The 20,076-nt window shown below is 63.8% G+C and carries 22 protein-coding genes; 9 read left to right on the top strand and 13 right to left on the bottom strand.

What is annotated here, in order from left to right:
- Positions 1–84 precede the first annotated feature (84 nt).
- The 4 genes from ehuB (at position 85) to ehuA (ending at position 3,232) form a co-directional block, all read left to right on the top strand.
- Positions 85–939, top strand: a complete 855-nt coding sequence (gene ehuB, locus F757_RS0130790; RefSeq protein WP_027214692.1) for an ectoine/hydroxyectoine ABC transporter substrate-binding protein EhuB — start codon at positions 85–87, stop codon at positions 937–939.
- Positions 940–1,026: 87 nt separating this feature from the next.
- Positions 1,027–1,686 (top strand): ectoine/hydroxyectoine ABC transporter permease subunit EhuC, encoded by a 660-nt coding sequence (gene ehuC / locus F757_RS0130795; protein WP_027214693.1) that lies wholly within the window; start codon positions 1,027–1,029, stop codon positions 1,684–1,686.
- Complete coding sequence (ehuD, locus tag F757_RS0130800) at positions 1,683–2,342, top strand: ectoine/hydroxyectoine ABC transporter permease subunit EhuD (RefSeq protein ID WP_027214694.1); 660 nt, start codon at positions 1,683–1,685, stop codon at positions 2,340–2,342. Before ehuC ends, ehuD begins: the two co-directional genes overlap by 4 nt.
- Before the next feature lie 62 nt (positions 2,343–2,404).
- Positions 2,405–3,232: an ectoine/hydroxyectoine ABC transporter ATP-binding protein EhuA gene (gene ehuA / locus F757_RS0130805; protein ID WP_027214695.1), complete on the top strand. Its 828-nt coding sequence runs from the start codon at positions 2,405–2,407 to the stop codon at positions 3,230–3,232.
- Positions 3,233–3,309: 77 nt separating this feature from the next.
- Here the strand turns inward: ehuA and F757_RS0130810 are convergent, their stop codons facing one another.
- The 5 genes from F757_RS0130810 to F757_RS0130830 all read right to left on the bottom strand — a co-directional run bounded on the left by F757_RS0130810 (position 3,310) and on the right by F757_RS0130830 (position 8,290).
- On the bottom strand, positions 3,310–4,713 hold the full coding sequence (locus F757_RS0130810; RefSeq protein WP_027214696.1) for an MFS transporter: 1,404 nt from the start codon (positions 4,711–4,713) through the stop codon (positions 3,310–3,312).
- A gap of 222 nt (positions 4,714–4,935) precedes the next feature.
- Complete coding sequence (locus tag F757_RS0130815; RefSeq protein WP_027214697.1) at positions 4,936–5,700, bottom strand: phosphocholine cytidylyltransferase family protein; 765 nt, start codon at positions 5,698–5,700, stop codon at positions 4,936–4,938.
- 27 nt (positions 5,701–5,727) lie between these two features.
- Complete coding sequence (locus F757_RS0130820; protein WP_027214698.1) at positions 5,728–6,756, bottom strand: lysylphosphatidylglycerol synthase domain-containing protein; 1,029 nt, start codon at positions 6,754–6,756, stop codon at positions 5,728–5,730.
- Positions 6,753–7,583, bottom strand: coding sequence for a HalD/BesD family halogenase (locus tag F757_RS0130825; RefSeq protein ID WP_027214699.1), 831 nt, complete (start codon positions 7,581–7,583; stop codon positions 6,753–6,755). The genes F757_RS0130820 and F757_RS0130825 overlap by 4 nt, the downstream gene beginning before the upstream one ends.
- A complete protein-coding gene (locus tag F757_RS0130830) occupies positions 7,580–8,290 on the bottom strand; it encodes a CDP-alcohol phosphatidyltransferase family protein (protein WP_027214700.1) in 711 nt (236 codons plus the stop codon). The genes F757_RS0130825 and F757_RS0130830 overlap by 4 nt, the downstream gene beginning before the upstream one ends.
- 270 nt (positions 8,291–8,560) lie before the next feature.
- Here F757_RS0130830 and F757_RS0130835 point away from each other — a divergent pair, with 270 nt between their 5' ends.
- Positions 8,561–9,031: a hypothetical protein gene (locus F757_RS0130835; protein WP_027214701.1), complete on the top strand. Its 471-nt coding sequence runs from the start codon at positions 8,561–8,563 to the stop codon at positions 9,029–9,031.
- Positions 9,032–9,065: 34 nt separating this feature from the next.
- On the opposite strand, the gene F757_RS0130840 is transcribed toward F757_RS0130835, so the two are convergent.
- Both F757_RS0130840 and F757_RS0130845 read right to left on the bottom strand, forming a co-directional pair.
- A complete protein-coding gene (locus F757_RS0130840; protein WP_027214702.1) occupies positions 9,066–11,021 on the bottom strand; it encodes a PhoX family protein in 1,956 nt (651 codons plus the stop codon).
- A gap of 183 nt (positions 11,022–11,204) precedes the next feature.
- A complete protein-coding gene (locus F757_RS0130845; protein ID WP_027214703.1) occupies positions 11,205–11,765 on the bottom strand; it encodes a hypothetical protein in 561 nt (186 codons plus the stop codon).
- Between the two features lie 393 nt (positions 11,766–12,158).
- Here F757_RS0130845 and F757_RS0130850 point away from each other — a divergent pair, with 393 nt between their 5' ends.
- Both F757_RS0130850 and F757_RS0130855 read left to right on the top strand, forming a co-directional pair.
- Entirely contained in the window at positions 12,159–12,542 is a 384-nt protein-coding gene (locus tag F757_RS0130850) for a sugar ABC transporter ATPase (protein WP_442856676.1), read from the top strand.
- A gap of 34 nt (positions 12,543–12,576) precedes the next feature.
- Complete coding sequence (locus F757_RS0130855; protein ID WP_027214705.1) at positions 12,577–13,095, top strand: metal-dependent hydrolase; 519 nt, start codon at positions 12,577–12,579, stop codon at positions 13,093–13,095.
- A gap of 288 nt (positions 13,096–13,383) precedes the next feature.
- Here the strand turns inward: F757_RS0130855 and F757_RS0130860 are convergent, their stop codons facing one another.
- The 3 genes from F757_RS0130860 to F757_RS0130870 form a co-directional block, all read right to left on the bottom strand.
- Positions 13,384–14,232 (bottom strand): helix-turn-helix transcriptional regulator, encoded by an 849-nt coding sequence (locus F757_RS0130860; RefSeq protein ID WP_027214706.1) that lies wholly within the window; start codon positions 14,230–14,232, stop codon positions 13,384–13,386.
- Positions 14,232–15,155, bottom strand: a complete 924-nt coding sequence (gene epsC / locus F757_RS0130865; RefSeq protein WP_027214707.1) for a serine O-acetyltransferase EpsC — start codon at positions 15,153–15,155, stop codon at positions 14,232–14,234. The genes F757_RS0130860 and epsC overlap by 1 nt, the downstream gene beginning before the upstream one ends.
- 125 nt (positions 15,156–15,280) lie before the next feature.
- Entirely contained in the window at positions 15,281–15,514 is a 234-nt protein-coding gene (locus tag F757_RS0130870; protein WP_027214708.1) for a hypothetical protein, read from the bottom strand.
- 277 nt (positions 15,515–15,791) lie between these two features.
- On the opposite strand from F757_RS0130870, the gene F757_RS0130875 reads away from it, so the two are divergent.
- Together F757_RS0130875 and F757_RS0130880 are read left to right on the top strand one after the other, a co-directional pair.
- Positions 15,792–16,244, top strand: a complete 453-nt coding sequence (locus tag F757_RS0130875) for a DUF3005 domain-containing protein (RefSeq protein ID WP_027214709.1) — start codon at positions 15,792–15,794, stop codon at positions 16,242–16,244.
- 208 nt (positions 16,245–16,452) lie between these two features.
- The gene (locus F757_RS0130880; RefSeq protein WP_027214710.1) at positions 16,453–17,058 is read left to right on the top strand and encodes a short chain dehydrogenase; all 606 of its coding nucleotides are present in this window, start codon (positions 16,453–16,455) and stop codon (positions 17,056–17,058) included.
- A 46-nt stretch (positions 17,059–17,104) separates the two neighbouring features.
- Here F757_RS0130880 and F757_RS0130885 read toward each other — a convergent pair whose 3' ends face one another.
- The 3 genes from F757_RS0130885 to F757_RS0130895 are packed head-to-tail and all read right to left on the bottom strand — an operon-like array spanning position 17,105 to position 20,006.
- The gene (locus F757_RS0130885; RefSeq protein ID WP_027214711.1) at positions 17,105–18,034 is read right to left on the bottom strand and encodes an ABC transporter permease; all 930 of its coding nucleotides are present in this window, start codon (positions 18,032–18,034) and stop codon (positions 17,105–17,107) included.
- Positions 18,034–18,930 carry an ABC transporter permease gene (locus tag F757_RS0130890; protein ID WP_027214712.1) on the bottom strand — a complete coding sequence of 299 codons (897 nt, stop codon included), beginning with the start codon at positions 18,928–18,930 and terminating at the stop codon, positions 18,034–18,036. The genes F757_RS0130885 and F757_RS0130890 overlap by 1 nt, the downstream gene beginning before the upstream one ends.
- Positions 18,927–20,006, bottom strand: a complete 1,080-nt coding sequence (locus tag F757_RS0130895; protein WP_027214713.1) for an ABC transporter ATP-binding protein — start codon at positions 20,004–20,006, stop codon at positions 18,927–18,929. The genes F757_RS0130890 and F757_RS0130895 overlap by 4 nt, the downstream gene beginning before the upstream one ends.
- Positions 20,007–20,076: the final 70 nt, after the last annotated feature.

The following is a 20,076-nucleotide window of genomic DNA, read 5'->3' on the forward strand; positions in this document are numbered from 1 at the left end:
CTGCGCCTCGCCGCTTGCATGATGCGTCGCCACATTCATCACCTTGTTCATTACCTCATTCACCACGTCAACAACGGAATCGATATGAAAGCGAAGCGCACTTCTGGATTGCTCGGAGCCCTCTGCGTCGCTGCGGCGACGCTTGCCGTGCCGGCGCAGCACGCGTCGGCGGAAACGACGTTGCAGCGCATCCAGCGCACGGGCGAAGTGCGCATCGGCTATGCCAATGAAGCGCCGTTTGCCTACACCACGCCTGACGGCAAGGTGACGGGCGAATCGCCGGAAATCGCTCGCAAGATCTTCGCGAAGATGGGCGTGAAGAAAGTGGACGGCGTGCTGACCGAATGGGGCTCGCTAATTCCCGGTCTGCGCGCGGGCCGCTTCGACGTGATCGCAGCGGGCATGTACATCACACCGGAGCGCTGCAAGCAGGTAGCGTTCGCCAACCCGCAGTATCAGATCAAGGACACGCTGCTCGTGCCCAAAGGCAACCCGAAGAACCTTCATAGCTACGCGGACATCGGCAAACAGCCCGACCTGAAGCTCGCGGTGATGGCGGGCGCGGTGGAACTCGCCAATTCGCGCGATGCAGGCGTGAAAGACGCGCAATTGATGCAGGTGCCCGACACGACCGCCCAATTGCAGGCGGTACGCGCACGCCGCGCGGACGCCGCGGCCGGCACCGCGCTGACCATGAAGGGCCTCGCGGCCAAGGCCTCCGAGCAGGTCGAAGCAGTCGCAAACTTCACCGACGACCCGAAGCACACAGGCTATGGCGCGCTCGCGTTCCGCCCGGAAGACACGGATCTGCGCGACGCGGTGAACAAGCAGTTGCATGACTGGCTCGGCACGGCCGACCATCTGCAAACTGTCGAGCCGTTCGGTTTCGACAAAACGAATCTGACCACCCGCACCGCCGCTGACATCTGCGGCAAGTAAGCGAGCTGCGGATGCGCCCGCGAGGGCCGGCCCCGAGTCCCCAGGCGCGTGCAGAAGCACACGCCGTCATGCAAGCGAGGAACCGCCATGCGTGAACTGTTTCCCCTGTTGCTCCAAGGCACGCTCGTGACGGTCGAGATTGCCGCCTTCGCAACCGTGCTCGCCATCGTCATGGCGTTCGTTGCCACGGCGGCCAAGCTCGCGCCGTGGGCGCCGCTGCGCTGGCTTGGCAATGCCTACGTCGAGATCTTTCGCGGCACCTCGTTGCTCGTGCAACTATTCTGGTTTTTCTTCGTGCTGCCGCTGCCGCCGTTTCGCATCGAGATGACACCGTTCACGGTCGCCGTTGTCGGACTGGGTTTGCATTACGGCGCATACGGTTCCGAGATTCTGCGCGGCGCATTGCGTTCGGTGCCAGGTGGACAATTCGAGGCCGCGCTCGCGCTGAACATGTCGCCGCTCACGCGCATGCGCCGCATCGTGCTGCCGCAAGCGATGATCAACGCGCTGCCGCCCGCCACCAATCTGATGATCGAGTTGCTCAAAGGTACTTCGCTGGTCTCGCTCATCACGCTGTCGGACCTGACGTTTCGCGCGCGGCAGTTGGACGAGGCGACCTTCAAAACCGCCGAAATCTTCATGCTGACACTCGTGATCTACTTCGTGCTCGCACAGATTCTGGTCGCGTTGATGCGGCACTTCGAGCGCCGCGTGAGCCACGGCATTCTCCAGAGGGCCGCCCGATGAACAGCTTCTTCGATCTGCATTACGCCGAGCAGATTCTGCCTGCGCTGCTGCGCGCGTCGATCTACACCATCCTCATCACGCTCGTGGGTTTCGCCATCGCGCTGGTGCTGGGGCTCGTTCTCGCCGTGCTGCGGCGCAGCCACGTCAAGGCGGTGTCGCGCACAGTCGGCTTCATAGTCGAATTCATTCGCAGCACGCCTTTGCTGATTCAGGTGTACGTATTGTTTTATGTGCTGCCGGTGTACGGCATCACGATGTCCGCGTTGACGGCAGGCACGGTCGGCATTGCGCTGCATTACGCGTGCTACACGTCGGAGGTGTATCGCGCGGGCCTGAACGGCGTGGCGCGCGGCCAGTGGGAAGCGGCTTGCGCGTTGTCGCTGTCGCCGTGGCGCACCTACAGCGGCGTGATTCTGCCGCAGGCGATCCGCCCGGTGATTCCCGCGCTCGGCAACTATCTGGTGGCGATGTTCAAGGACACGCCCGTGCTCTCGGCAATCACCGTCGTTGAATTGATGCAGCAGGCCAAGAACATTGGCTCCGAGACGTTCCGCTATCTCGAGCCGATCACGCTCGCAGGCATTTTCTTCCTGCTGATCAGCGTGAGCTTCGCGCAACTCGTGCGGCGGCTCGAATACGGTCTGAGGTTGCCATGACCGTGAAGACCGACCTCGATGCCCTTACCCCGCCGCATTCGGCCTTATCCGTGGAGAACCCGATGAAACGAGACGATCCCGCTTCCGTACTGGAGCCTCAGGCCGCCGCGCCGGGCGAGGCGCCCATGGTGCGCTTCGTCGGTGTGACCAAGCGCTACGGCACGCTCACGGTGCTCGACGAACTCGACCTCGACATTGGCCGCAACGAGAAAGTGGCGATCATCGGCCCGAGCGGATCGGGCAAATCCACGCTGCTGCGCGTGCTGATGACGCTCGACCCGCTGACGGACGGCATGATCGAAGTGGACGGCGAGCCGCTCACGCATATGCGCAAGAACGGCCAACTGGTGCCCGCATCGCTGAAGCATTTGCGGCGGGTGCGCAGCAAGATAGGCATGGTGTTTCAGAGCTTCAATCTGTTCCCGCACATGACGGCGCTCGCCAACACGATAGAAGCGCCGATGCAGGTGCTCGGCCTCTCACGCAAGGAAGCGACCGAGCGGGCGCGCGATCTGCTGTCGCTCGTCGGGCTCGAGGACAAGTGCAATCACTACCCGTCGCAATTGTCGGGCGGCCAGCAGCAGCGCGTGGCAATTGCGCGGGCGCTCGCCATGCGGCCCAAGGTCATGCTGTTCGACGAAGTGACTTCCGCGCTCGACCCCGAGTTGTGCGGCGAAGTGCTGAATGTGATTCGCCGGCTGGGCAGCGAGCACAACCTGACCATGCTGATGGTGACGCACCAGATGGGCTTCGCGCGAGAATTCGCGGACCGTGTGTGCTTTTTCTCGCAAGGCAAGATCATCGAGCAGGGTCCGCCGCAGCAGTTCTTCAGCGCGCCGCAGCATGAACGCACACAGCAGTTCCTGCGCGCGGTGAAGGAAGCGGTGTAGCAAAGCAGCGCGTGCCACGCTGCGTCGGGCAATCATGCGATTATCGGGCCCACGCGGTGCGCGCCTTTGACGCCGTTTCAGGCGGTGCCGCGTCGGCCGCGTGCGATTTCGTCACCGGCGTCGTGCGGCAGGCGCGCGGTGACCGGAATCGATAGAAACGAGAATAGGCCCACCACAACGAAAGCCGGCCAGAAGTCGGAGAACACGATGCGCGCATGGCCCTGCAGGTTGTGCGAAATCTGCAGCACGAGGCCGGCAATGGTCACGCCAAGCCCGAGCGAAATCTGCTGGATCACACTGGCCACGCTGGTTGCACGGCCCACGTCGCGGCTCGGAATGTCGGCATACGCCAACGTGTTGAGCGAAGTGAACTGAAGCGACGGAAAGAAGCCGCCAAACAGCACCACGCACCAGATCAGCCAGTGCGGCGTGCCGGGAAAGAACAGTCCGTAGATGGCGATGGCCACTCCCGCGCAGCCCGCGTTGAACATGAGCACGGTGCGAAAGCCAAACCGCTCCAGTATGCGCGGGGCCGCCGCCTTCATGAAAATTGAACCGAACGCCGACGCGCAGGTGATCGACCCTGACACGAACGCCGTCATGCGGAGCCCTTCCTGCAACGCAAGCGGCAACAGAAATGGCACCGCGCCCAAACCGATGCGAAACAGCGACCCGCCCGCCACGCTTGCGTGAAAGCTGGGAATGCGCAGCAGCCGCAGATCGAGCACCGGCATGTCCACGCGATTCGCGTACAGCACGTAGAACACGAGCAGCACGACGCCGACGGCGCACATGCCGGCCGACACCGCGTTCGGCACCAGTTCGCCGCCCACGAGCGAAAGCCCGAGCATGAACAGCGACGCGCCGCTCGCGGACAACAGAAAGCCGATCCAGTCGAGCGGGCCGGGATGCGCTTCCCGCACATTGGCAATGTGCCTGTTGGCAAGCCAGATGCCGAGCAGGCCGATCGGAATGTTGACGAAGAAAATCAGGCGCCAATGCAGATAGGTCGTGATGAAGCCGCCGAGCGGCGGACCGACCACCGGCCCGAGCAGCGCGGGCACCGTCAGATAATTGACCGCGCGTATGAAGTCCGACTTCGGCACCGAACGGAAGATGATGATGCGGCCCACGGGAACCATCATCGCGCCGCCAATGCCTTGCACGAAGCGCGCGACCACGAACATGCCGAGCGAAGTGGACGCCGCGCACATCAGCGAGCCGGCCATGAAAATGCCGATGGCTGTGCGAAACACGGTGCGCGACCCGAAGCGGTCCGCAACCCAGCCGCAAATTGGAATGAACACGCCGAGGCCGATCACATACGCGGTGACGGCGAGCTTCAGAGTGATGGGGTCCTGGCCCAGATCGCGGGCCAGCACGGGCAGCGACGTCACGATGACCGTGCCGTCCACGTTTTCCATGAACATCGCGCACGCGACGATCAGCGGAACGATGAAAGCGCCTAAAGCGAAGGGCATTGACGAGGCGACGGGTGAGGAAGCCGTCGATATAAAGCTTCGATTATGGCATTGCAGCGCAACGCGGGGGGCTGCGGTTGCCTCGCCCGACGCAAATGCAAGGGGCATGAAAGACGAAGAGCCGGCGTGGAGCCGGCTCTTCGCGTGCATCGCAAAGCTCGACGCGGTTCAGCACGAAGTCAACGAATGCTCAGCGCAAACTCAAAACAACTCGGCTCAAACTCAGCGAGAAGCGCTGACGAGCGGCTGCAACTGCGGCAGGATTTCCGTAGTGGCGCGCGCTACGTCATTGGGAAAGTCGATCTCGATCCACGGAGCGCCGGTCACGTCGGCGGTGTCGAACACCTGGCTGCGCTCGAGCAGCAGATCGCGCACCGCCTCCTCGTGCGGCATGTTCGCCCGGCCGCCGTCCACATAGCCTGCCACGATCTGCGCAAAACGCCGCGCCGTTTCTTCGCGAAAACGGAAGAAGCCCACGGACTCGCCAATGGTGTCGTATTCCAGATTCACCGCGAGCTGCTTGCGCAACTCCACCGGCACGCCGTCTTTCAGACACAGCTTGACGGGCTCGTCGCCGGCTTCGAAATCGCGGTCGATCAACAGGCGGTTGACCGTTTCGCCCGCCACCAGCGCGCTCAGAATGCGCTCGTCGTAGAGCACGTCGGCGTCCATCAGCAGCACGTCGCCGCCCCGCGTGAGCGCCTCGGCCACCGTGTGCACCGTGAGCACGCTGCCCAGGTCGTAGCGCGTGTTGAGCACCGTTTCCACCTTGTGCGGCCAGTTGATGCGCACCAGTTCCCCCTGCACCGACTCCGGCTGAAAGCCGAGCGCCAGCACGACTTCGGTCACGCCGGCGGTTTCGAGCATTTGCAGATGCCGTTCGAGCAGGCTCATGCCGTCGAACTGCAACAGGCATTTCGGGAACTGGGCTTCCGGCGGTTGCTGGAGACGCAGGCCGAGGCCCGCAGCGAGGATGATGGCACGCATGCGCGGTCCTTTGAAAAGATACGGAGTTTAATCGACGGCGGGAACGCGCCCAAGGGCACGCCGCCGTTGCCAGCTTCGTTCGCTGAAATGCAAGACCAGCAGGCCCGGCAAGCCTAGCAGGATTTCGCGCGCGCGCTTGGCGAGCGACAGCGCTAGCGCCGCGTCGGGCGGCAAACCCACCAGCGGAGCAAGCAGCAGATAGCCGCCTTCCTGCACGCCGAGCGAGCCCGGAATCATGAAGGCCGCGCCGCGAATCGCCTGCCCCAGGCTTTCGAGCAGCAGAGCATCGACCCAGTCCACGGGATGACCGAGAAAGCGCAGTGCAAGCCACACTTCCACCGTGCCGACAATCCAGCCCGCGAGGCTGAACGCGAAGCTCGCGGCCACGCGGGCGCGCTCGCGGTACATGGCCTGCACGGCGGCGTCGACGGCTTCGGCGCGCGTCATCAGTCCCGACCAGTCGCGCTTGCCGAATACCTTGGACAGCACGCCCAGCAGGCGGCCGAACAGTCCGCGCCGCTGCGCGTAATAGAAGCCGACGATCATGCCGCCCAGCACGGCCGTTGCAATGAGCGTTGCGGTTCGCAGGTCGTGCAGCGCGCCGTGAGCGGCGTAGGCGCCAAACATCAGCAGGCCGAACAGCGCGAAGATGATCTGCGCGAGCGCCTGCGCCGTCGTGCTCACGGTAATGGCGGCTGCCGCGTCGCGCATGCGCATGCCGCGTTGCGACAGTTGCCGCACCATCACGACCGGTCCGCCGATCTGGCCGGCCGGCAGCAGGCTGTTCACGGATTCGCCGATCCAGCGCGCGAACAGCGCGTCGCGCACCGGCAGAGGCTCATGCGCCTGGGCGTTGTTGTCGCGATGTCGCGGCAGCAGCGTCGAGATCGCGCCTGCGTCGAGCGCGAGCGGCACGACATGGAAGGCCGCCACGAGCGCGAGCCCCCAGCCGGCCGCGAGCAGCGTGGACGCAACCGAACCGAAGCCCTGCCATGCGAGCAGGCCGACAAAGAGCGCCGTGCCGATCGACAGCAGAATCAGGGCCGCCCGAGTCATGTGCGGTCCTCGCCGCGGCTGTTGCCCCGGGTCATTTGACGGAACACCTGGCGGAAGCCGAAATACGCAATGGCGTCTTTCATGTTCGAAATCAGGCGGCGCCACGGGCGCATGTTCGGGTCCGTGACGTATTCGAACGTCAGGGACACGCGCATTTCGTTCGGGCCGGCCGGCGTGATGCGATGGCGCAGCTTGTCGCCGTCGAAGAACACGAGGCCGCCCGGCGGGATCTGCACCGAGCCGGGTTGATCCGGTACATCCGGGTTGCGCGTATGCAGTTCGTAGTCGAGCCGGCACGACGATTCGTCGATCACGCCTAACAGCAGCGTGTAGCGGCGGCCGTCGTAATACGAAGTATCGTAGTGCCAGCCGATGTGGTCGCCCGGCCGCGTGTAGTAATAGAGCGCGTAGGCGTGCGGGTCGTCCGCCGGCGAGACTTGCAGCTTGTCGCCGCTCAGTTGCTCCAGCCAGCCGATCAGTTCCTTCGAGCGATACAGTTCGGCGATGAACGGCGCAAGACGGTCGATGGTATGACGGCTCACGCTGCCGCCCTGCTTGTGGCCCGGCAGGTAATTGCGGTTCACTTCGTCGAGCAGCGCACGCGCGCTGTGCACGAGCTGCGCGGTGACTTCGGGCGCGAGGAAGTCCTCCATATAGAGGAACGCGCCCTGGTCGGCAAAGTCCTTGCGCAGGCGCGGATTGTCGAACGTGCGCGTGCGGCTAGCGACCGCGCGGTCGGCGTCGGGCGCTGCGGCCTGCTCCAGCGCAGCGACGGACGATTCCCGGGTGATCGATGCGCTCACGTCGTCTTCGGCGTGTGTACTCATTTGCCTGCCCAGACCTGACTCGTTTCTGAAGCCGCCGCGGCCGCCGTGGCCACCGCCGACGGCTTTGCGCTGCGGCGCACCACACGCCGGTAATCGATCATGACCCACACGGCGAAAAGCGGCGCGCCGATAGAGGCAACCACGACGAACGGCAACACGACGCTCGTCAGCGTGACGATGGGCAGCAGGTACAGCACGTCTTCGGTTTCGAAGCCACCTACTGCCGCCTGTTTCGTGCCGGCCTTGCCCGCCATTTCCTCGATCCGCATGCGCAAGAAGAATATGAGCGCGACGGCGACGCCGGCCACTGCACCGAGCCAGCCCGGCCCGACCACAAGGCCGGCGTGGTTCGATGCGCTCGCACCGACGCCCATGCCGACAAACAGCATGACGGTGACGAGCGCGTCTGCTGCGAGATCGTAAAAATGACCGATCCGGCTCGTCTTGCCGCCGATGCGCGCGAGTTCGCCGTCGGTGTGATCGACGAAATTGGACAGCACGATCAGCAGCGCGCCGGCATTGGTCCACGCAAAGCCGCCGCGCGCAAGGCAGAGCGCGCCGGCCACGCCGATCAAGAGGCGCAGCGTGGTCAGATGATTGGGAGACACCCGCGTATTGACAAGCGGTACCACGAGCCAGCGGGCTAACCGCGCGTCCCAGGTTCTGGGCGGCGGTACGTTTATAGGAGTGTGCGGTCTTGAATTCATAACCCGGAAATATATACGGGATCGCGAAAGATTGCTTTCTTCCCGTTAGTTTCTTTGCCGTGCCCCAAACTCGCCGCGGTCTTTGCGGAAGGCCCGCGCGTGAAGCAGGATTTGCCGAATCGCGCTAAAGTGCGGGTCCTGTTGCGCCTGCCCCGCCGAACCTCTTCGACGCGCGCCATCTTCGCGGGCTCGCCGGCCTGCGTCGGTCGCCGGGCCGCGCGTTGTGCACACACTACATTGCGCTATATCGAACCTGCCGCTGTCGAAGCTATGAAACGCTTTTTCCCGCTTGCCGCTTCGTGTGCCGTTTCGCGTGCCGTCCGTTGCGCCGCCCTCGCGGTCGCGGCCGGCGCGCTGCCGCTTGCCGCCCATGCGGCTGCTCTGGACGCGCCGCTCGCGTGCAACGAAACCGGCCATCAGTTCATCGCCGATCTGGCCGTCCAGCAACTGATCGATCCGAAGCCCACGCGGGTCGAGAGCAACTCGATCAATGCATTCTCACCCGCGCAAGGCGCGGACCTGAGCGCGTTCGGCTTCCACGTGTTCGCGGTGGTCGGCTACGAGAAGGACGATCCCATGTTTCGCGTGGGCGAGGGCGAGCCGGTGGCGCGCTCGGCCTATGGAGTGGTGGTGTTCGGGAGTGAATCGAAAGTGAGGAACGCGGTAACGGCGGCCGGCGGAACGGCGATCGTGCACCGCGTGGCGCCGCTCATTACGGCAATTTTCTGCAAGCGCAGTTGAGGCGGCGCATTCGGGCGCGCCGCCTCGCACGCCATTACAACTTGATGGACGTCGGATCAGCCGTCAGGTAGCCGACCGTTGCGCCAAAGCGGTCCTTGTAGTTGGCGCGCACGAGCGGATCGAGCGTGGCTTTCACTTTGTCGTGCAGCGGGCTTTCCCAATCGCCGACGTGCTGGAAGTTGCTCATCACATAGGTCCAGCCGTTGATTTCGTCGACTGCGTGCAGGCCTGTCGACTCCGCGCCGGCCGGGCACGACAGCACGCGCGAGAGCGTCTTCGTGTCGACGTTGTACGCCCACAGGAAGTTGTTCACATGCATGCCGCTGTCCTCGCCGATGAAGAGCGTGCGCAGCTTCTCCGAGAACTTCAGGTTATCCGGGTTCGCGATACGCTCGGCATTCGCGGTATTGCCAAGCGCGTCGGCCGTGGCCAGATCCTCGCCAACGAGTGCCGCGGGAGCCGCCATGTCGACCGGCACCCACTCGCTATTGATCGCGCCGCCGCTGCGGTCGCTCTGGCCGCCCTTCATGTTCAGCGCGTAGACCGCACCGGCGCTGATGGTCTTGTCGACGGCCACGTCCGTCGAGGCGGCATTGCCGCGCACCATCGACTTCTCGATACGCGACATTGCCGAATACAGCACCTTGTCCTTGATATTGACCGTCGTGCCTTCGAGCTTCGTGAAACCCATGCTTCCGCCCACGAGCGCCGCGTAGCGATGCGTTTCGAGGAAGGCCGCGGCCTTGGTCATGCCCGGCTTCACGCGGACCCAGTTGAACGTGCCGTTGAAATTGATCTTCGTGTATGACGCGTCGGCGGGGTCCGCAGTCTTGACGTCCATGATGTCGGCGGCGGTCAGCGTGTTCGCGAGCGCCTCGATTTCGTCGCTGGTCGCGTGGCCGAGGTTGATCCACGAAAGCGTGGCCGCGCCCGCGCCGCTCGACGACACCTGCGTCCACTTGGCGACATACAGCGTGCCCGCCGACAGATCGGCCTCGCGATCCGCGACGAACATGAAGAGGCCGCCGTTGGTGGCGTCGTCGCCCATCAGCACCGTGCGTTTGTCCGGCATCACCTGAACCAGTTCGTGCGAGATGCGGCCAAGGCAGTAGTGCTTCCTGATGCTGCCGGTGCCGTCCGGGTTGACGGTGACCTCCGGCAGATGGCCGTAGTGATACGGATTGGCCGCTGTCTCGCTGCCATACAGATTGCGGCTGAAGCCCTTGAACTGGCTGTTGGTGGCGATCGTGGTCGCGTCCGGCTCGTATTCCTCGCTCGACAGATGCGTGTTCCAAGGCGAGAGGCTCGCGCCGCAGGTAATCCACAAACCATGCGCCTTCGACGTATCCACATTGTGATAGCCGACCAGCGTCAGCTTGCCGGTCGCCTGGTCCTGATCGAGCGTGAGCACGGCGATCGGCGAGGGCAACTGGCCATACATCGACACGAGGCTCTGGTCGCGCGTGGTGTATTCAAATTGCACCACCGCAAACACGGCCTTACCCTTGATGCCCTTGACCGTGGGATTGTCGAGGCGGATTAGCGAGCTGCCGTCCGGGCAATCGGAATAGAACTGGCGCTCCTTGCCAGCCACCGATCTGTCGATAATCGGCTGATTGTTGATGTCCACGTAGCCGCCCGCGAGAATCGTCCCGCCCTGGATGTTCGGCACCGTGTCGCCGGTGATGAAGAACGGCTGATACGACAGCTTGAAAGTGCGGCTGCTGCCGTCGCTCAACTGCACGGTCAGCGTCGAGCCCACCGTGGTCTTTGCCATCGACGCGGGGTCCGCCAGCGTTGGCGCGGCCATCGAACCGAAGGCCGCCGACACGAAGTTGGCAACCGGCTTGACCGGCGTCGCAAGGTCGTCGCTGCCGCCTCCGCAGGCGCTCAACATGGACGCCGTGGCAAGCCCGCCCAGCGGCAGCATCGGTACACCGGCAAACAGTTTCAGGGCCTTGCGGCGGGAGAGATCGAACGGCTCTGCCATGTTGTCGTAATCCTGGTTGTGGTTGGCGTGGGTTGACTCACAGCCGGCACGACCCGGATTCAGACCGCATGATTCACGCTCGCGCCGCTATGACGCGAGGATTCTATGAAGTGAATGTGAAAGTATATTGACAGGCTAAGGTAATACTTTCGCCTGGCGGCAAACCGGCGTTCGCCGTGAAGATCAGCCCGGACGCCGGAATTCGTTTTCCACCCACGCCGACGCACTTGCCTTGCTGAGCTTGAAGTTCGGCGCGACCTGCACTTGCGCCAGTTGCTCGCCATACGCGTTTAGCGCGGTAAGCAGCGCGTAGGGCTCGTCTTCGTCGGGCACGATGTCGAGCGTAATGTCGAGTTCGTCGTTGCCGTCCGCGCTCGCTACGCGCACGGCCTTGTGAAGTTGCGCACGCAACTGCTGTTCATGGCGGCGCAACACTTCAGAGGCGGTTTTCACCAGCGTGTTGAACGCGGCCGTGTCGAGCGGCTTCGGGTCTTTCTTGTTGCGGCCCATCGTCCACGGGCCCACAAGCGCAGGTTCCGCTTCGCCGTCCTTGATCATTGCGACGGCCCAGCCTTCGTCGTCTTCGTTCTTGATCACGCGCGCGGTCCAGCCGTCGTCGCGCCACAGGCGGTCTTCGTGCACCGTTTCGAAATCGCCGTCCAACTGCGCGGCGTCCTGTGGGGACGCGCCTTCCGTCGTGGAATCAACAGCAGGGGCGGACGATGGAAGGATGGGATCGGTCATTGCAGGTTCACTCACTTTCGCTGGACATGTACACACTTCGAGCGTGCAATTCTACCCGGCTCGCGCGTGCAAAGCGCCGCACTCCGACGAACGGACAAGTGCGCGCGGGTATCGCGCGGTTCTGTTTCGACGTGGCAGACCGCTATAAAGACGGCCAGAAACGCGGCAACGTTTCAGCTTGTAACGGGACTGCCGACGCGCGCGTGCGCTGGGTATACTCGGGCGTCCGCTTTCGTCCGCTTGCTTTCGTCCGCTTTTCTGCTGCGGTTGGAATTGTGCTTGCAGCACGATCGCTCTACACGCGATAAGCCGCTTCGTCGCGAAGCGTGACGCTGCGTCAATCTTATTTTTAACGCGCCCGCTTCGCCCGCGCCCGCGCCCACGCTCCTGCCCATGACCGGGAACGCCGACGACATCACCATGAAACGAATCTTCCTGCTTGCTCCCGCTGCTGTTGCAATGGCGACCCTCGCGGCTTGTGGCTCATCGAGCGGCCCTTCCGCGCACGACCCGTCGCAGCCCATGATCTACGTGTCCTCGCAACGCGCGCCCGCTTATATCGCCAGTTGCCTCGAAAGCCGCCTGTCGCGCGTGCGGCTTTCGCGCGTCGGCAGCGCAACGCAAATCGCGGTCGGCTCCGACTCGAACAATTCGTACTTCGTCACGCTGACGCCGTCGAACGCCGGCTCTGTCATCAAGGTAATGCATCCGGCCAATGCGCCGGACGATCCACCGGAGCCGGAAATGCGCTTCAATATTGCGCGCTGCGCGACGTAAGCCCCATATCGCGACCGCCGGCTCGATACTTCGCATGGCATCCAGCAACGCACACCACGCAACCGGCTTCGCAGCGGGCATCATTGCCGCGGCGCTTGTGTTGCACAACGGCGGCGGCCACGGCGGCCTCTTCTATATGGGCGTGCTGGCGAGCTTCGTCGCGGGCGTGGCCGGAAGCACGGCGCCGGACTGGCTCGAAGTCGCATGGTGGACGCGCAAGCGTCGGCTATGGATCGCGCACCGTACGCTGACGCATTGGGGCATCGGCTGGCTTGCCTTGCTCGGGCTTTCGTATCACGCGCTGGGCCATTCGATTTACGCCGCGGCCGCGTTCGGCTTCGCATGCGGCGGCCTCATGCATCTGCTCGCGGACTGGCCGAACCCGCTCGGTGTGCCGTGGATCGCCGCACGGCATTCGTTGAACCTGTGGAACAGCGGACACTGCGACCTGATCGTGGTGGCCGCTTCGTGGGTTGCCGCATGGTTTGTCGGTCGGCATGCGGGGCTGCCGGGCATGCAAGGGCTGGAGATGCTCAAGCATCTGAGGTTTTGAAGCGGGGTTTTGAAGCGGGGTTTTGAATGCTCGCTTCGGATCGCCGTTTGGATCGCGGCTTTGGATCGCGGCTTTGGATCGTGATCTTGAAAGCGTGGTTTTGAATCCCGATTTTGAATCGTGGTTTCGGCCTGCGGATTTGGATCGTGGTTCGGACTGCGGTTTTGGATCGTGGTTCGGACTGCAGCTTTGCATCGCGGCTTCGAATCCCGCTTTCCAGTCGCGCTGTGAAGCTCAGGTCCGGACGCCGCGGCCGCGCTCCTCAACGGACGACGCCAACCTCGCCCCTCAACGCATCGCCGCAGCGTAGTTCGCAGGCGTAACGCCAAACAGGCGCACGAAAGCCCGCGTCATGTGACTCTGATCCGCAAAGCCCGCAGTTGCGGCCGTGTCGGCGAGCGATACGCCGCGCGCTATCAGTTGACGTGCCAGCGCCACGCGCCGCTGCATCCGGTACGCGTGCGGCGGCAGACCGGTGTCGTGCGCGAAAGCTCGCAGCAACTGGAAGCGGCTGATGCCCGCTTCGCCCGCGAGATCGGCCAGGGTGAGCGGCGCGGCCGGATCGTCGTCGATGCGCGCCCTGGCGCGCGCAATCGGTCCGGGCGAGCGGCACGCCAACGCGTTCGCGTGGCGCGTCGTGTGACGGCTCGCGAGCGCGGACAACAGATGCGCGATCAGCTCGAGCAATGCCTGCTCGCGCGCGAGGTCGTCGCGCGCGCAAGGCGGCTGCACCGCCACCGCAAAGAGCCGTTCGAAAAGACGCTTGAGCAACACATCTTGCACGACGGGCTGCGCGAGCTCGACTTCGCGCACCTCCGCGCCGCTCAATTCGGCTGCGGCGTCGGCCAGCATGGACGGCTCGAAATACAGCATATGCCAGGCGCGGCCACGCTCGTCGAGCGGGCTGCCGTCGTGCACTTCGCCGGGGTTGACCGTAATCACGTCGTTCATGCGCGCCTCGACAGGCCCGCGGCCGCTCGCGGACTTATGCCCGCCGCTGACGATCACGCCCACGCCGAAACGGTCGTGCGAATGGCGCGGAAACGCGCGCGTGGTTTCGGCCACCGTCGCCTCCACGCCGGCTATCGCGCAACGGGGCATGTAGACGCGGCCACGCGTCCCGTCGCGCGTAGACATCAGCGCCGTCCTTCGTCGCGCTCGCCTTCGCGCACCTTGCCTTGAGAAACGCTGCTGCCAGGCGGCACGCTATGCGTGAGCCACACGTTGCCGCCTATCACCGAGCCGCGCCCAATGGTCACGCGTCCGAGAATTGTCGCGCCTGCGTAGATCACCACGTCGTCCTCGACAATAGGATGCCGCGCATTGCCCTTGATGAGCGTGCCGTCCACGTCCGCGGCAAAGCTCTTGGCCCCCAGCGTCACGGCCTGATACACGCGCACATGCTCGCCGATAATCGCCGTTTCGCCGATCACGACGCCCGTGCCGTGGTCGATGAAAAAACTCGGGCCGATGGTCGCGCCCGGATGAATGTCGATGCCGGTCGCCGAATGCGCGATCTCGTTGATGAAGCGCGCGAGCAACGGCACGCCGAGACGATGCAGCGCATGCGCGAGCCGATGATGCGTCATCGCCCACACGCCCGGATAGCAGAGCAGGATTTCGGTGATGTGCTGCGCGGCCGGGTCGCCAGTGAAAGCGGCCTGAATGTCGCTCACGAGCAGCGCACGAATGCCGGGCAATTGCGTGCCGAACTCGCGGGAGACCTCGAAGGCGCGCTCGCGCAATTCGGCCTCCGACGTTTGCGCGTGTTCGGGCAGGAAGCGCAACGCGCGGCGAATCTGCTCGGCAAGCAGACGCAACGTGCTTTCCAGCGTGTGGCCGACGTAATAGTCGACGGTTTCGTCAGTCAGATCGGGCGCGCCATAGTGCGTGGGAAAGAGCGCCGCGCGCAGGCCGGCGACAATGCCGACCACCGCTTCGCGCGAGGGCAGTTCGCGAATGCCGAGCGGATGCCGCGTGCGGTGCAATTCTTCGCGCGACGCGCGCAGGTCCGCGACGATCTGTTCAAGGCCCCAGTTGTGGGAAGGCACGTTAGGCATAAAGACAGCGCCGTGCGACGGGGCACGGTATCGGGTGATTGTCCCGAGAGATTACCGCGTTTTGCGCAGCCTCGCGCAGCGTTGCGCGAAGGCGTGCGGGCGCAGAAGCGGATGCAACCCGCCGCTCAGATCGTCACGCTGCTCGCGTCGATCCAGCGCACCGCCCAGTCGCGTGCATGGGCAATGGCGGCGGCTTCGTTGGGAAAACGCAGATCGGTAGGAAAAAAACGGTTCGCGACGAGCTCGCCGTCGCTCGAGCGCGAGATGACCACGTACGGCTGCCAACTGCCGTCCCCGGCCCGCGCCGGTGCGCAATTTAACAAATAGCCGCGATGTGTAAATGCAGCATCGAAGTGCATATGTCACCCGCCCTGACGGCCCCCGTGGAATGTTTTGAGTAAGCCCGCGTTCGTTGCACACCGCCAGCAAAAGAGCGGTGAGTATTCCGCACAGTAGAACCGGCGCCAGGCGCATTAACTGCAGCGCTTGAACCTCCCTCCTCTCGCCGGAGTATGATCATACTCTGTAGAAAATGCGCGTTCATTAAAAAAAACGAAAGGCGCGCGTTCGCAATCGCCTCGGAAAGGGTACGGACTTTGCTCTCCTCGTACCTGACTTCTTGAAAGGAGAATGCATATGAACAGCCATATCGACAAGTCCGCAGACGCGGGCAAGCCAACGGGCGCGAGCCGCCCCTGCAGCGCGGAGTTGCATAACGACCGCACACACGACAGCACGGTAGACACCGACGGCAAGAACCACGAAGCCGCGCGCATTGCAGGCCAGAGTCCCATTGCCGTCGACGAAATCACCAACAGCAACGCGACGCTCGTCAACAGCGTGCCGGAAGCGCTCGACGGCATGGCGGGATTTGACAGCCGGGTGGGCGGCAATCATCTGTTGCTGGCGTTGGAGCCGGGCTACGCTGTAATCGACAAGGGCATGCTGGAGCCGCAGGCCATGCATTCTACCGAGGATCTCTTCGACTATTCACGCGCGGATGAAAACCGCAGCGAACGCGGCCGCGTCCATTACGCCCTTAATCATTTGCGGCCCACACGCCTGATCGAAATACATCGCGTGAAATAATCGCCTCTTTCTGCACGTTTTGTTTGAATTGCGCCGGCTAAGCCGATTTGTCGGTAGATACCGGCGCGCACGCCGTTTAATAGGTCGCGGTTAATCGGATATTGGCGATTAGAAACTGGCGGTTGCGGGATCTCCTCGCCGCGGGGGCTTTTTCCTGGCCGGCGACGCGGCGCACAATCGCCGCACGTCAAACTCAACGGAGCAGCGAATGAAAAAGATCGTCGTGATCGGCGCCACCGGCACCCTCGGGCAGGCAGTGAGCGCGGAGCTGAAGGCTCGCCATGAGGTCGTCGAGGTGGGCGCGACGCGCGGCCAGTATCAGGTAGACAGCACCGATCCCGCGAGCGTCGAGCGCCTCTTTGGCGAGATCGGCAAGGTGGACGGCGTCGTCACGACCATCGGCAAACTGCACTTCGGTCCGCTGCCGCAAATGAGCATCGAGCAGTTCTGGGTCGGCCTGCGGGACAAGCTGATGGGGCAAATCAATGTCGTGCTCGCGGCGCAGAACTATGTGAACGACGGCGGCTCGTTCACGCTGACTAGCGGCATTATCGGCGACGAGCCGATTCGCGAGGGCGCGAATGCGACCACCGTCAATCTGGCGTTGGAAGGTTTCGTACGCGGCGCGGCAATCGAACTACCGCGCGGCATCCGCATCAACGTGGTCAGCCCAACGGTGTTGAGCGAGTCGATGGAAGCTTACGCGCCGTACTTCCGCGGCTTCGAACCGGTCACAGCGCAGCGCGCTGCGCAAGCCTATCTGCGCAGCGTGGAAGGCGCGCAGACGGGCCGCGTTTATCGCGTGGGCTACTGAGCGACGCAGCAATAGGGCCGGGCGCGTTCGCAAGCCGCGACGCGCTTCAGCGCTTTTGCTCCTTCACGCGTGAGACGATCTGCGTCGGGCTCACGAACTGCAGCGCGATCAGCACCCAGATCAGCGTGATAGCCATGTAGATCATTGCCATCGCGTCAATGGATTGCGGCGCGCGCACGCCAGTGGAAAACACCGCGTAATACAGTGCGACCACCAGTGTTTGCGTCGCGGGCCCCGCTGTGAAAAACGTCAGCTCGAACATGCCGATGGTACGCACGAGCACGAGCAGCGCGGCGGCCAGCATGCCGGGCACGAGCAGCGGCAACAGCACGTAGCGGAAATAGCGAAACGTGTTGGCGCCGAAAATTCGGGCCGCCGCTTCGAGGTTGGGATCAATCTGCTCGATGAACGGCGTCATGACCAGAATCACGAAGGGCAGCGCGGGTACCAGGTTCGCCAGTATCACGCCGCTTAGCGTGCCGGCGAGCCCCACCTTGTACATCACCGTTGCCATAGGTATGCCGTAGGTGACGGGCGGCACCATCAACGGCAGCAGAAAAACCAGCATGGCGATGCGCTTGCCGGGAAACTGCACGCGCGCGAGCGCGTACGCCGCGGGCACGCCGAGCAGCACCGAGAGCACGACGACTGCGCCCACCACTTCGACCGTCACCCACAACACGCTCGCCAACTGGAAGTCGCGCCACGCCTGCGCATACCAATGCAGCGTGAAGCCCTGCGGCAGCAAGGTGCCGAACCAGCGCGTCGCGATTGAATTGACCGCCACCGTCGCAATCAGCAACACGACGTTGACGAGGAAGAACACCATCGCGCCCCACACCAGCACGCGCCACGCGCGGCCCGACACGCTCTCGCGCGGCTTCACGCGCTTGCCGGGCTCGCGCGCCCCGTCGCTCGGTTCTCCTGCGGCAGGCGCGGACCAGGAAGCCGGTGCGCCGCGATGCCCGGTCCTCATCAGCCTTTGCCTCCTGTTGCCGGGCCGCTGTAGAACAGGCGTCGCGCGCCCAGCATGGCAGCGACCACCAGCAGTTGCACGAGGCCCATCACCATCGCAATCGCGGAGGCGAGCGAATAATCATAGCTTTCGAACGCGGCTTCGGCGGCGGCAATCGACATCACGCGTGTCGGCCCCGCAGGCGCGCCCAGCAGCACGGCCGATGGAAACACCGAAAACGCCTGCACGAACGAAAGACATGCGGCCATCGTCAAGCCGGGCACGAGCAGCGGCAGATAGATGCGCAGAAACTGCTGCCAAGGGCTTGCACCGAGTGTGGCGGCGGCGCTCGCGAGCGTGGGGTCGATGCCGGTCACGTACGACAGCGTCAACAGGAATGCGAACGGGAAACCGGACACGATCAGCGAAATCAGCACGCCCCAGAAGTTATGCGTGAGCCGCACTTCGCTCGCATAGAGATGCAGACCGTGCAGCGCTTGCGGGAACCAGCCGTTCGGGCCAAAGTAAGTGAGCATGCCGTCGGCGATCAGCACGGTGCCGAGCGTGACCGGAATCACCAGCAACGTGGTCACGAACTTCTGATAACGCGAATACCGCCGCAACGCGAATGCAACCGGCACCGAGACGCCCACGTTGATCAGCGTCGCGGGCACGGCGAGCTTTAGTGTGACGAGAATGGTCGGCCACATCGACGTGTCGGTGAAGAACGTCAGATAGTTGGCCCACGCACTGCCACCGTTCATCGGCCGGAACGACAGCGCGAGACCGTAGGCGAACGGATAGATGAACAACGCGACGATAAAGAGCAACGCCGGCGTAACGAGCCACGCCTTGGCGTCGCGCTGCGGCGCGGGCGCGATGGGCGGGACGGGCGTGGGCAACGTCGGCGAGTTCATACCGCCTCTGCGTCATAGACCAGCGTGCGCGACGGCGGCACCCGCAAGCTGATGCGCTGGCCCTCTTCGAACTCGCCCGCCACGCGTGCCCACAAGTCGCCGAACGCGGTCTTCACGCGCAGCAGCGAACTGTTGCCGCCATATTCGACCACGGTGACCAATGCGTCGAATGCATTCTCCGTGTCTGGCGCCACGCGCTCCATGTCTTCGGGACGCAACGCCACGCTCACGCGTTTGCTGCCGAACGCGGTCATTGGCGTACCGATCAGACGCACGCCGTTCGCGCTCACCACGGCGCCTTCGCCCTGCGTGCCTTCAAGCGTGAATTCAGCGACATTGCGATAGCCCATGAAGCGCGCGACATGCAGATTGCGCGGGCGCGTGTAGACCTCTTTGGGCGTGGCGATCTGTTGCACGACGCCCTCTCTCATCACGACGATGCGGTCGGCCATCGAAAGCGCTTCGTCCTGATCGTGCGTGACGTACAGCGTCGCCCGTTCGAGCTGGCTATGAATACGCCGGATCTCCGCACGCATTTCGATGCGCAGCTTCGTATCGAGGTTGGAAAGCGGTTCGTCCATCAGAATGAGCGGCGGCTCGATAACGATGGCGCGTGCAATCGCCACGCGTTGTTGCTGACCGCCGGAAAGCTGCCCGGGCAGCTTGCGTTCATGGCCAACCAGTTGCACCAGTTGCAGCGCCTCGCGCGCGCGGCGCGCGATGTCGCTTTTGCCGACACCGCGCATTCTCAGACCGAAGCCGACGTTGTCGAGCACGCTCATATGCGGAAACAGCGCGTAGTTCTGGAACACCATGCCGAAGCCGCGCTTTTCCGGCGGCAATACGTCGATCCGTTTGTCGTCGAGCCAGATGCCGCCGCCGCTCAAAGGTTGCAAACCGGCAATGCAGTTAAGCGCCGTCGACTTGCCGCAGCCCGAAGGCCCGAGCAACGCGATGAACTCGCCGCGCCGGATGTTCAGATCGAGTCCTTGGAGCGCCGCGATAGACTGGCCTTCCGCGTTCGTGAAATTGCGGCTCACCGAGTCGAGCCGCAACTGCTCAAAGTGGTGCTTCATGGGCGGTTTCCTGATGCGCGCGAGCCGTCACGCGCGAATCGCACTGGCATGGATGGGCGAGCGCGGGCTC

Source organism: Burkholderia sp. WSM2232, from assembly GCF_000472545.1.
GTDB lineage: Bacteria > Pseudomonadota > Gammaproteobacteria > Burkholderiales > Burkholderiaceae > Paraburkholderia.

What these genes read in the sequence shown, in the direction of transcription:
- ehuB (WP_027214692.1), top strand. Translation starts at nt 85, where the DNA reads ATGAAAGCGAAGCGCACTTCTGGATTGCTCGGAGCCCTCTGCGTCGCT.
- ehuC (WP_027214693.1), top strand. Translation starts at nt 1,027, where the DNA reads ATGCGTGAACTGTTTCCCCTGTTGCTCCAAGGCACGCTCGTGACGGTC.
- ehuD (WP_027214694.1), top strand. Translation starts at nt 1,683, where the DNA reads ATGAACAGCTTCTTCGATCTGCATTACGCCGAGCAGATTCTGCCTGCG.
- ehuA (WP_027214695.1), top strand. Translation starts at nt 2,405, where the DNA reads ATGAAACGAGACGATCCCGCTTCCGTACTGGAGCCTCAGGCCGCCGCG.
- F757_RS0130810 (WP_027214696.1), bottom strand. Translation starts at nt 4,713, where the DNA reads ATGCCCTTCGCTTTAGGCGCTTTCATCGTTCCGCTGATCGTCGCGTGC.
- F757_RS0130815 (WP_027214697.1), bottom strand. Translation starts at nt 5,700, where the DNA reads ATGCGTGCCATCATCCTCGCTGCGGGCCTCGGCCTGCGTCTCCAGCAA.
- F757_RS0130820 (WP_027214698.1), bottom strand. Translation starts at nt 6,756, where the DNA reads ATGACTCGGGCGGCCCTGATTCTGCTGTCGATCGGCACGGCGCTCTTT.
- F757_RS0130825 (WP_027214699.1), bottom strand. Translation starts at nt 7,583, where the DNA reads ATGAGTACACACGCCGAAGACGACGTGAGCGCATCGATCACCCGGGAA.
- F757_RS0130830 (WP_027214700.1), bottom strand. Translation starts at nt 8,290, where the DNA reads ATGAATTCAAGACCGCACACTCCTATAAACGTACCGCCGCCCAGAACC.
- F757_RS0130835 (WP_027214701.1), top strand. Translation starts at nt 8,561, where the DNA reads ATGAAACGCTTTTTCCCGCTTGCCGCTTCGTGTGCCGTTTCGCGTGCC.
- F757_RS0130840 (WP_027214702.1), bottom strand. Translation starts at nt 11,021, where the DNA reads ATGGCAGAGCCGTTCGATCTCTCCCGCCGCAAGGCCCTGAAACTGTTT.
- F757_RS0130845 (WP_027214703.1), bottom strand. Translation starts at nt 11,765, where the DNA reads ATGACCGATCCCATCCTTCCATCGTCCGCCCCTGCTGTTGATTCCACG.
- F757_RS0130850 (WP_442856676.1), top strand. Translation starts at nt 12,159, where the DNA reads ATGACCGGGAACGCCGACGACATCACCATGAAACGAATCTTCCTGCTT.
- F757_RS0130855 (WP_027214705.1), top strand. Translation starts at nt 12,577, where the DNA reads ATGGCATCCAGCAACGCACACCACGCAACCGGCTTCGCAGCGGGCATC.
- F757_RS0130860 (WP_027214706.1), bottom strand. Translation starts at nt 14,232, where the DNA reads ATGTCTACGCGCGACGGGACGCGTGGCCGCGTCTACATGCCCCGTTGC.
- epsC (WP_027214707.1), bottom strand. Translation starts at nt 15,155, where the DNA reads ATGCCTAACGTGCCTTCCCACAACTGGGGCCTTGAACAGATCGTCGCG.
- F757_RS0130870 (WP_027214708.1), bottom strand. Translation starts at nt 15,514, where the DNA reads ATGCACTTCGATGCTGCATTTACACATCGCGGCTATTTGTTAAATTGC.
- F757_RS0130875 (WP_027214709.1), top strand. Translation starts at nt 15,792, where the DNA reads ATGAACAGCCATATCGACAAGTCCGCAGACGCGGGCAAGCCAACGGGC.
- F757_RS0130880 (WP_027214710.1), top strand. Translation starts at nt 16,453, where the DNA reads ATGAAAAAGATCGTCGTGATCGGCGCCACCGGCACCCTCGGGCAGGCA.
- F757_RS0130885 (WP_027214711.1), bottom strand. Translation starts at nt 18,034, where the DNA reads ATGAGGACCGGGCATCGCGGCGCACCGGCTTCCTGGTCCGCGCCTGCC.
- F757_RS0130890 (WP_027214712.1), bottom strand. Translation starts at nt 18,930, where the DNA reads ATGAACTCGCCGACGTTGCCCACGCCCGTCCCGCCCATCGCGCCCGCG.
- F757_RS0130895 (WP_027214713.1), bottom strand. Translation starts at nt 20,006, where the DNA reads ATGAAGCACCACTTTGAGCAGTTGCGGCTCGACTCGGTGAGCCGCAAT.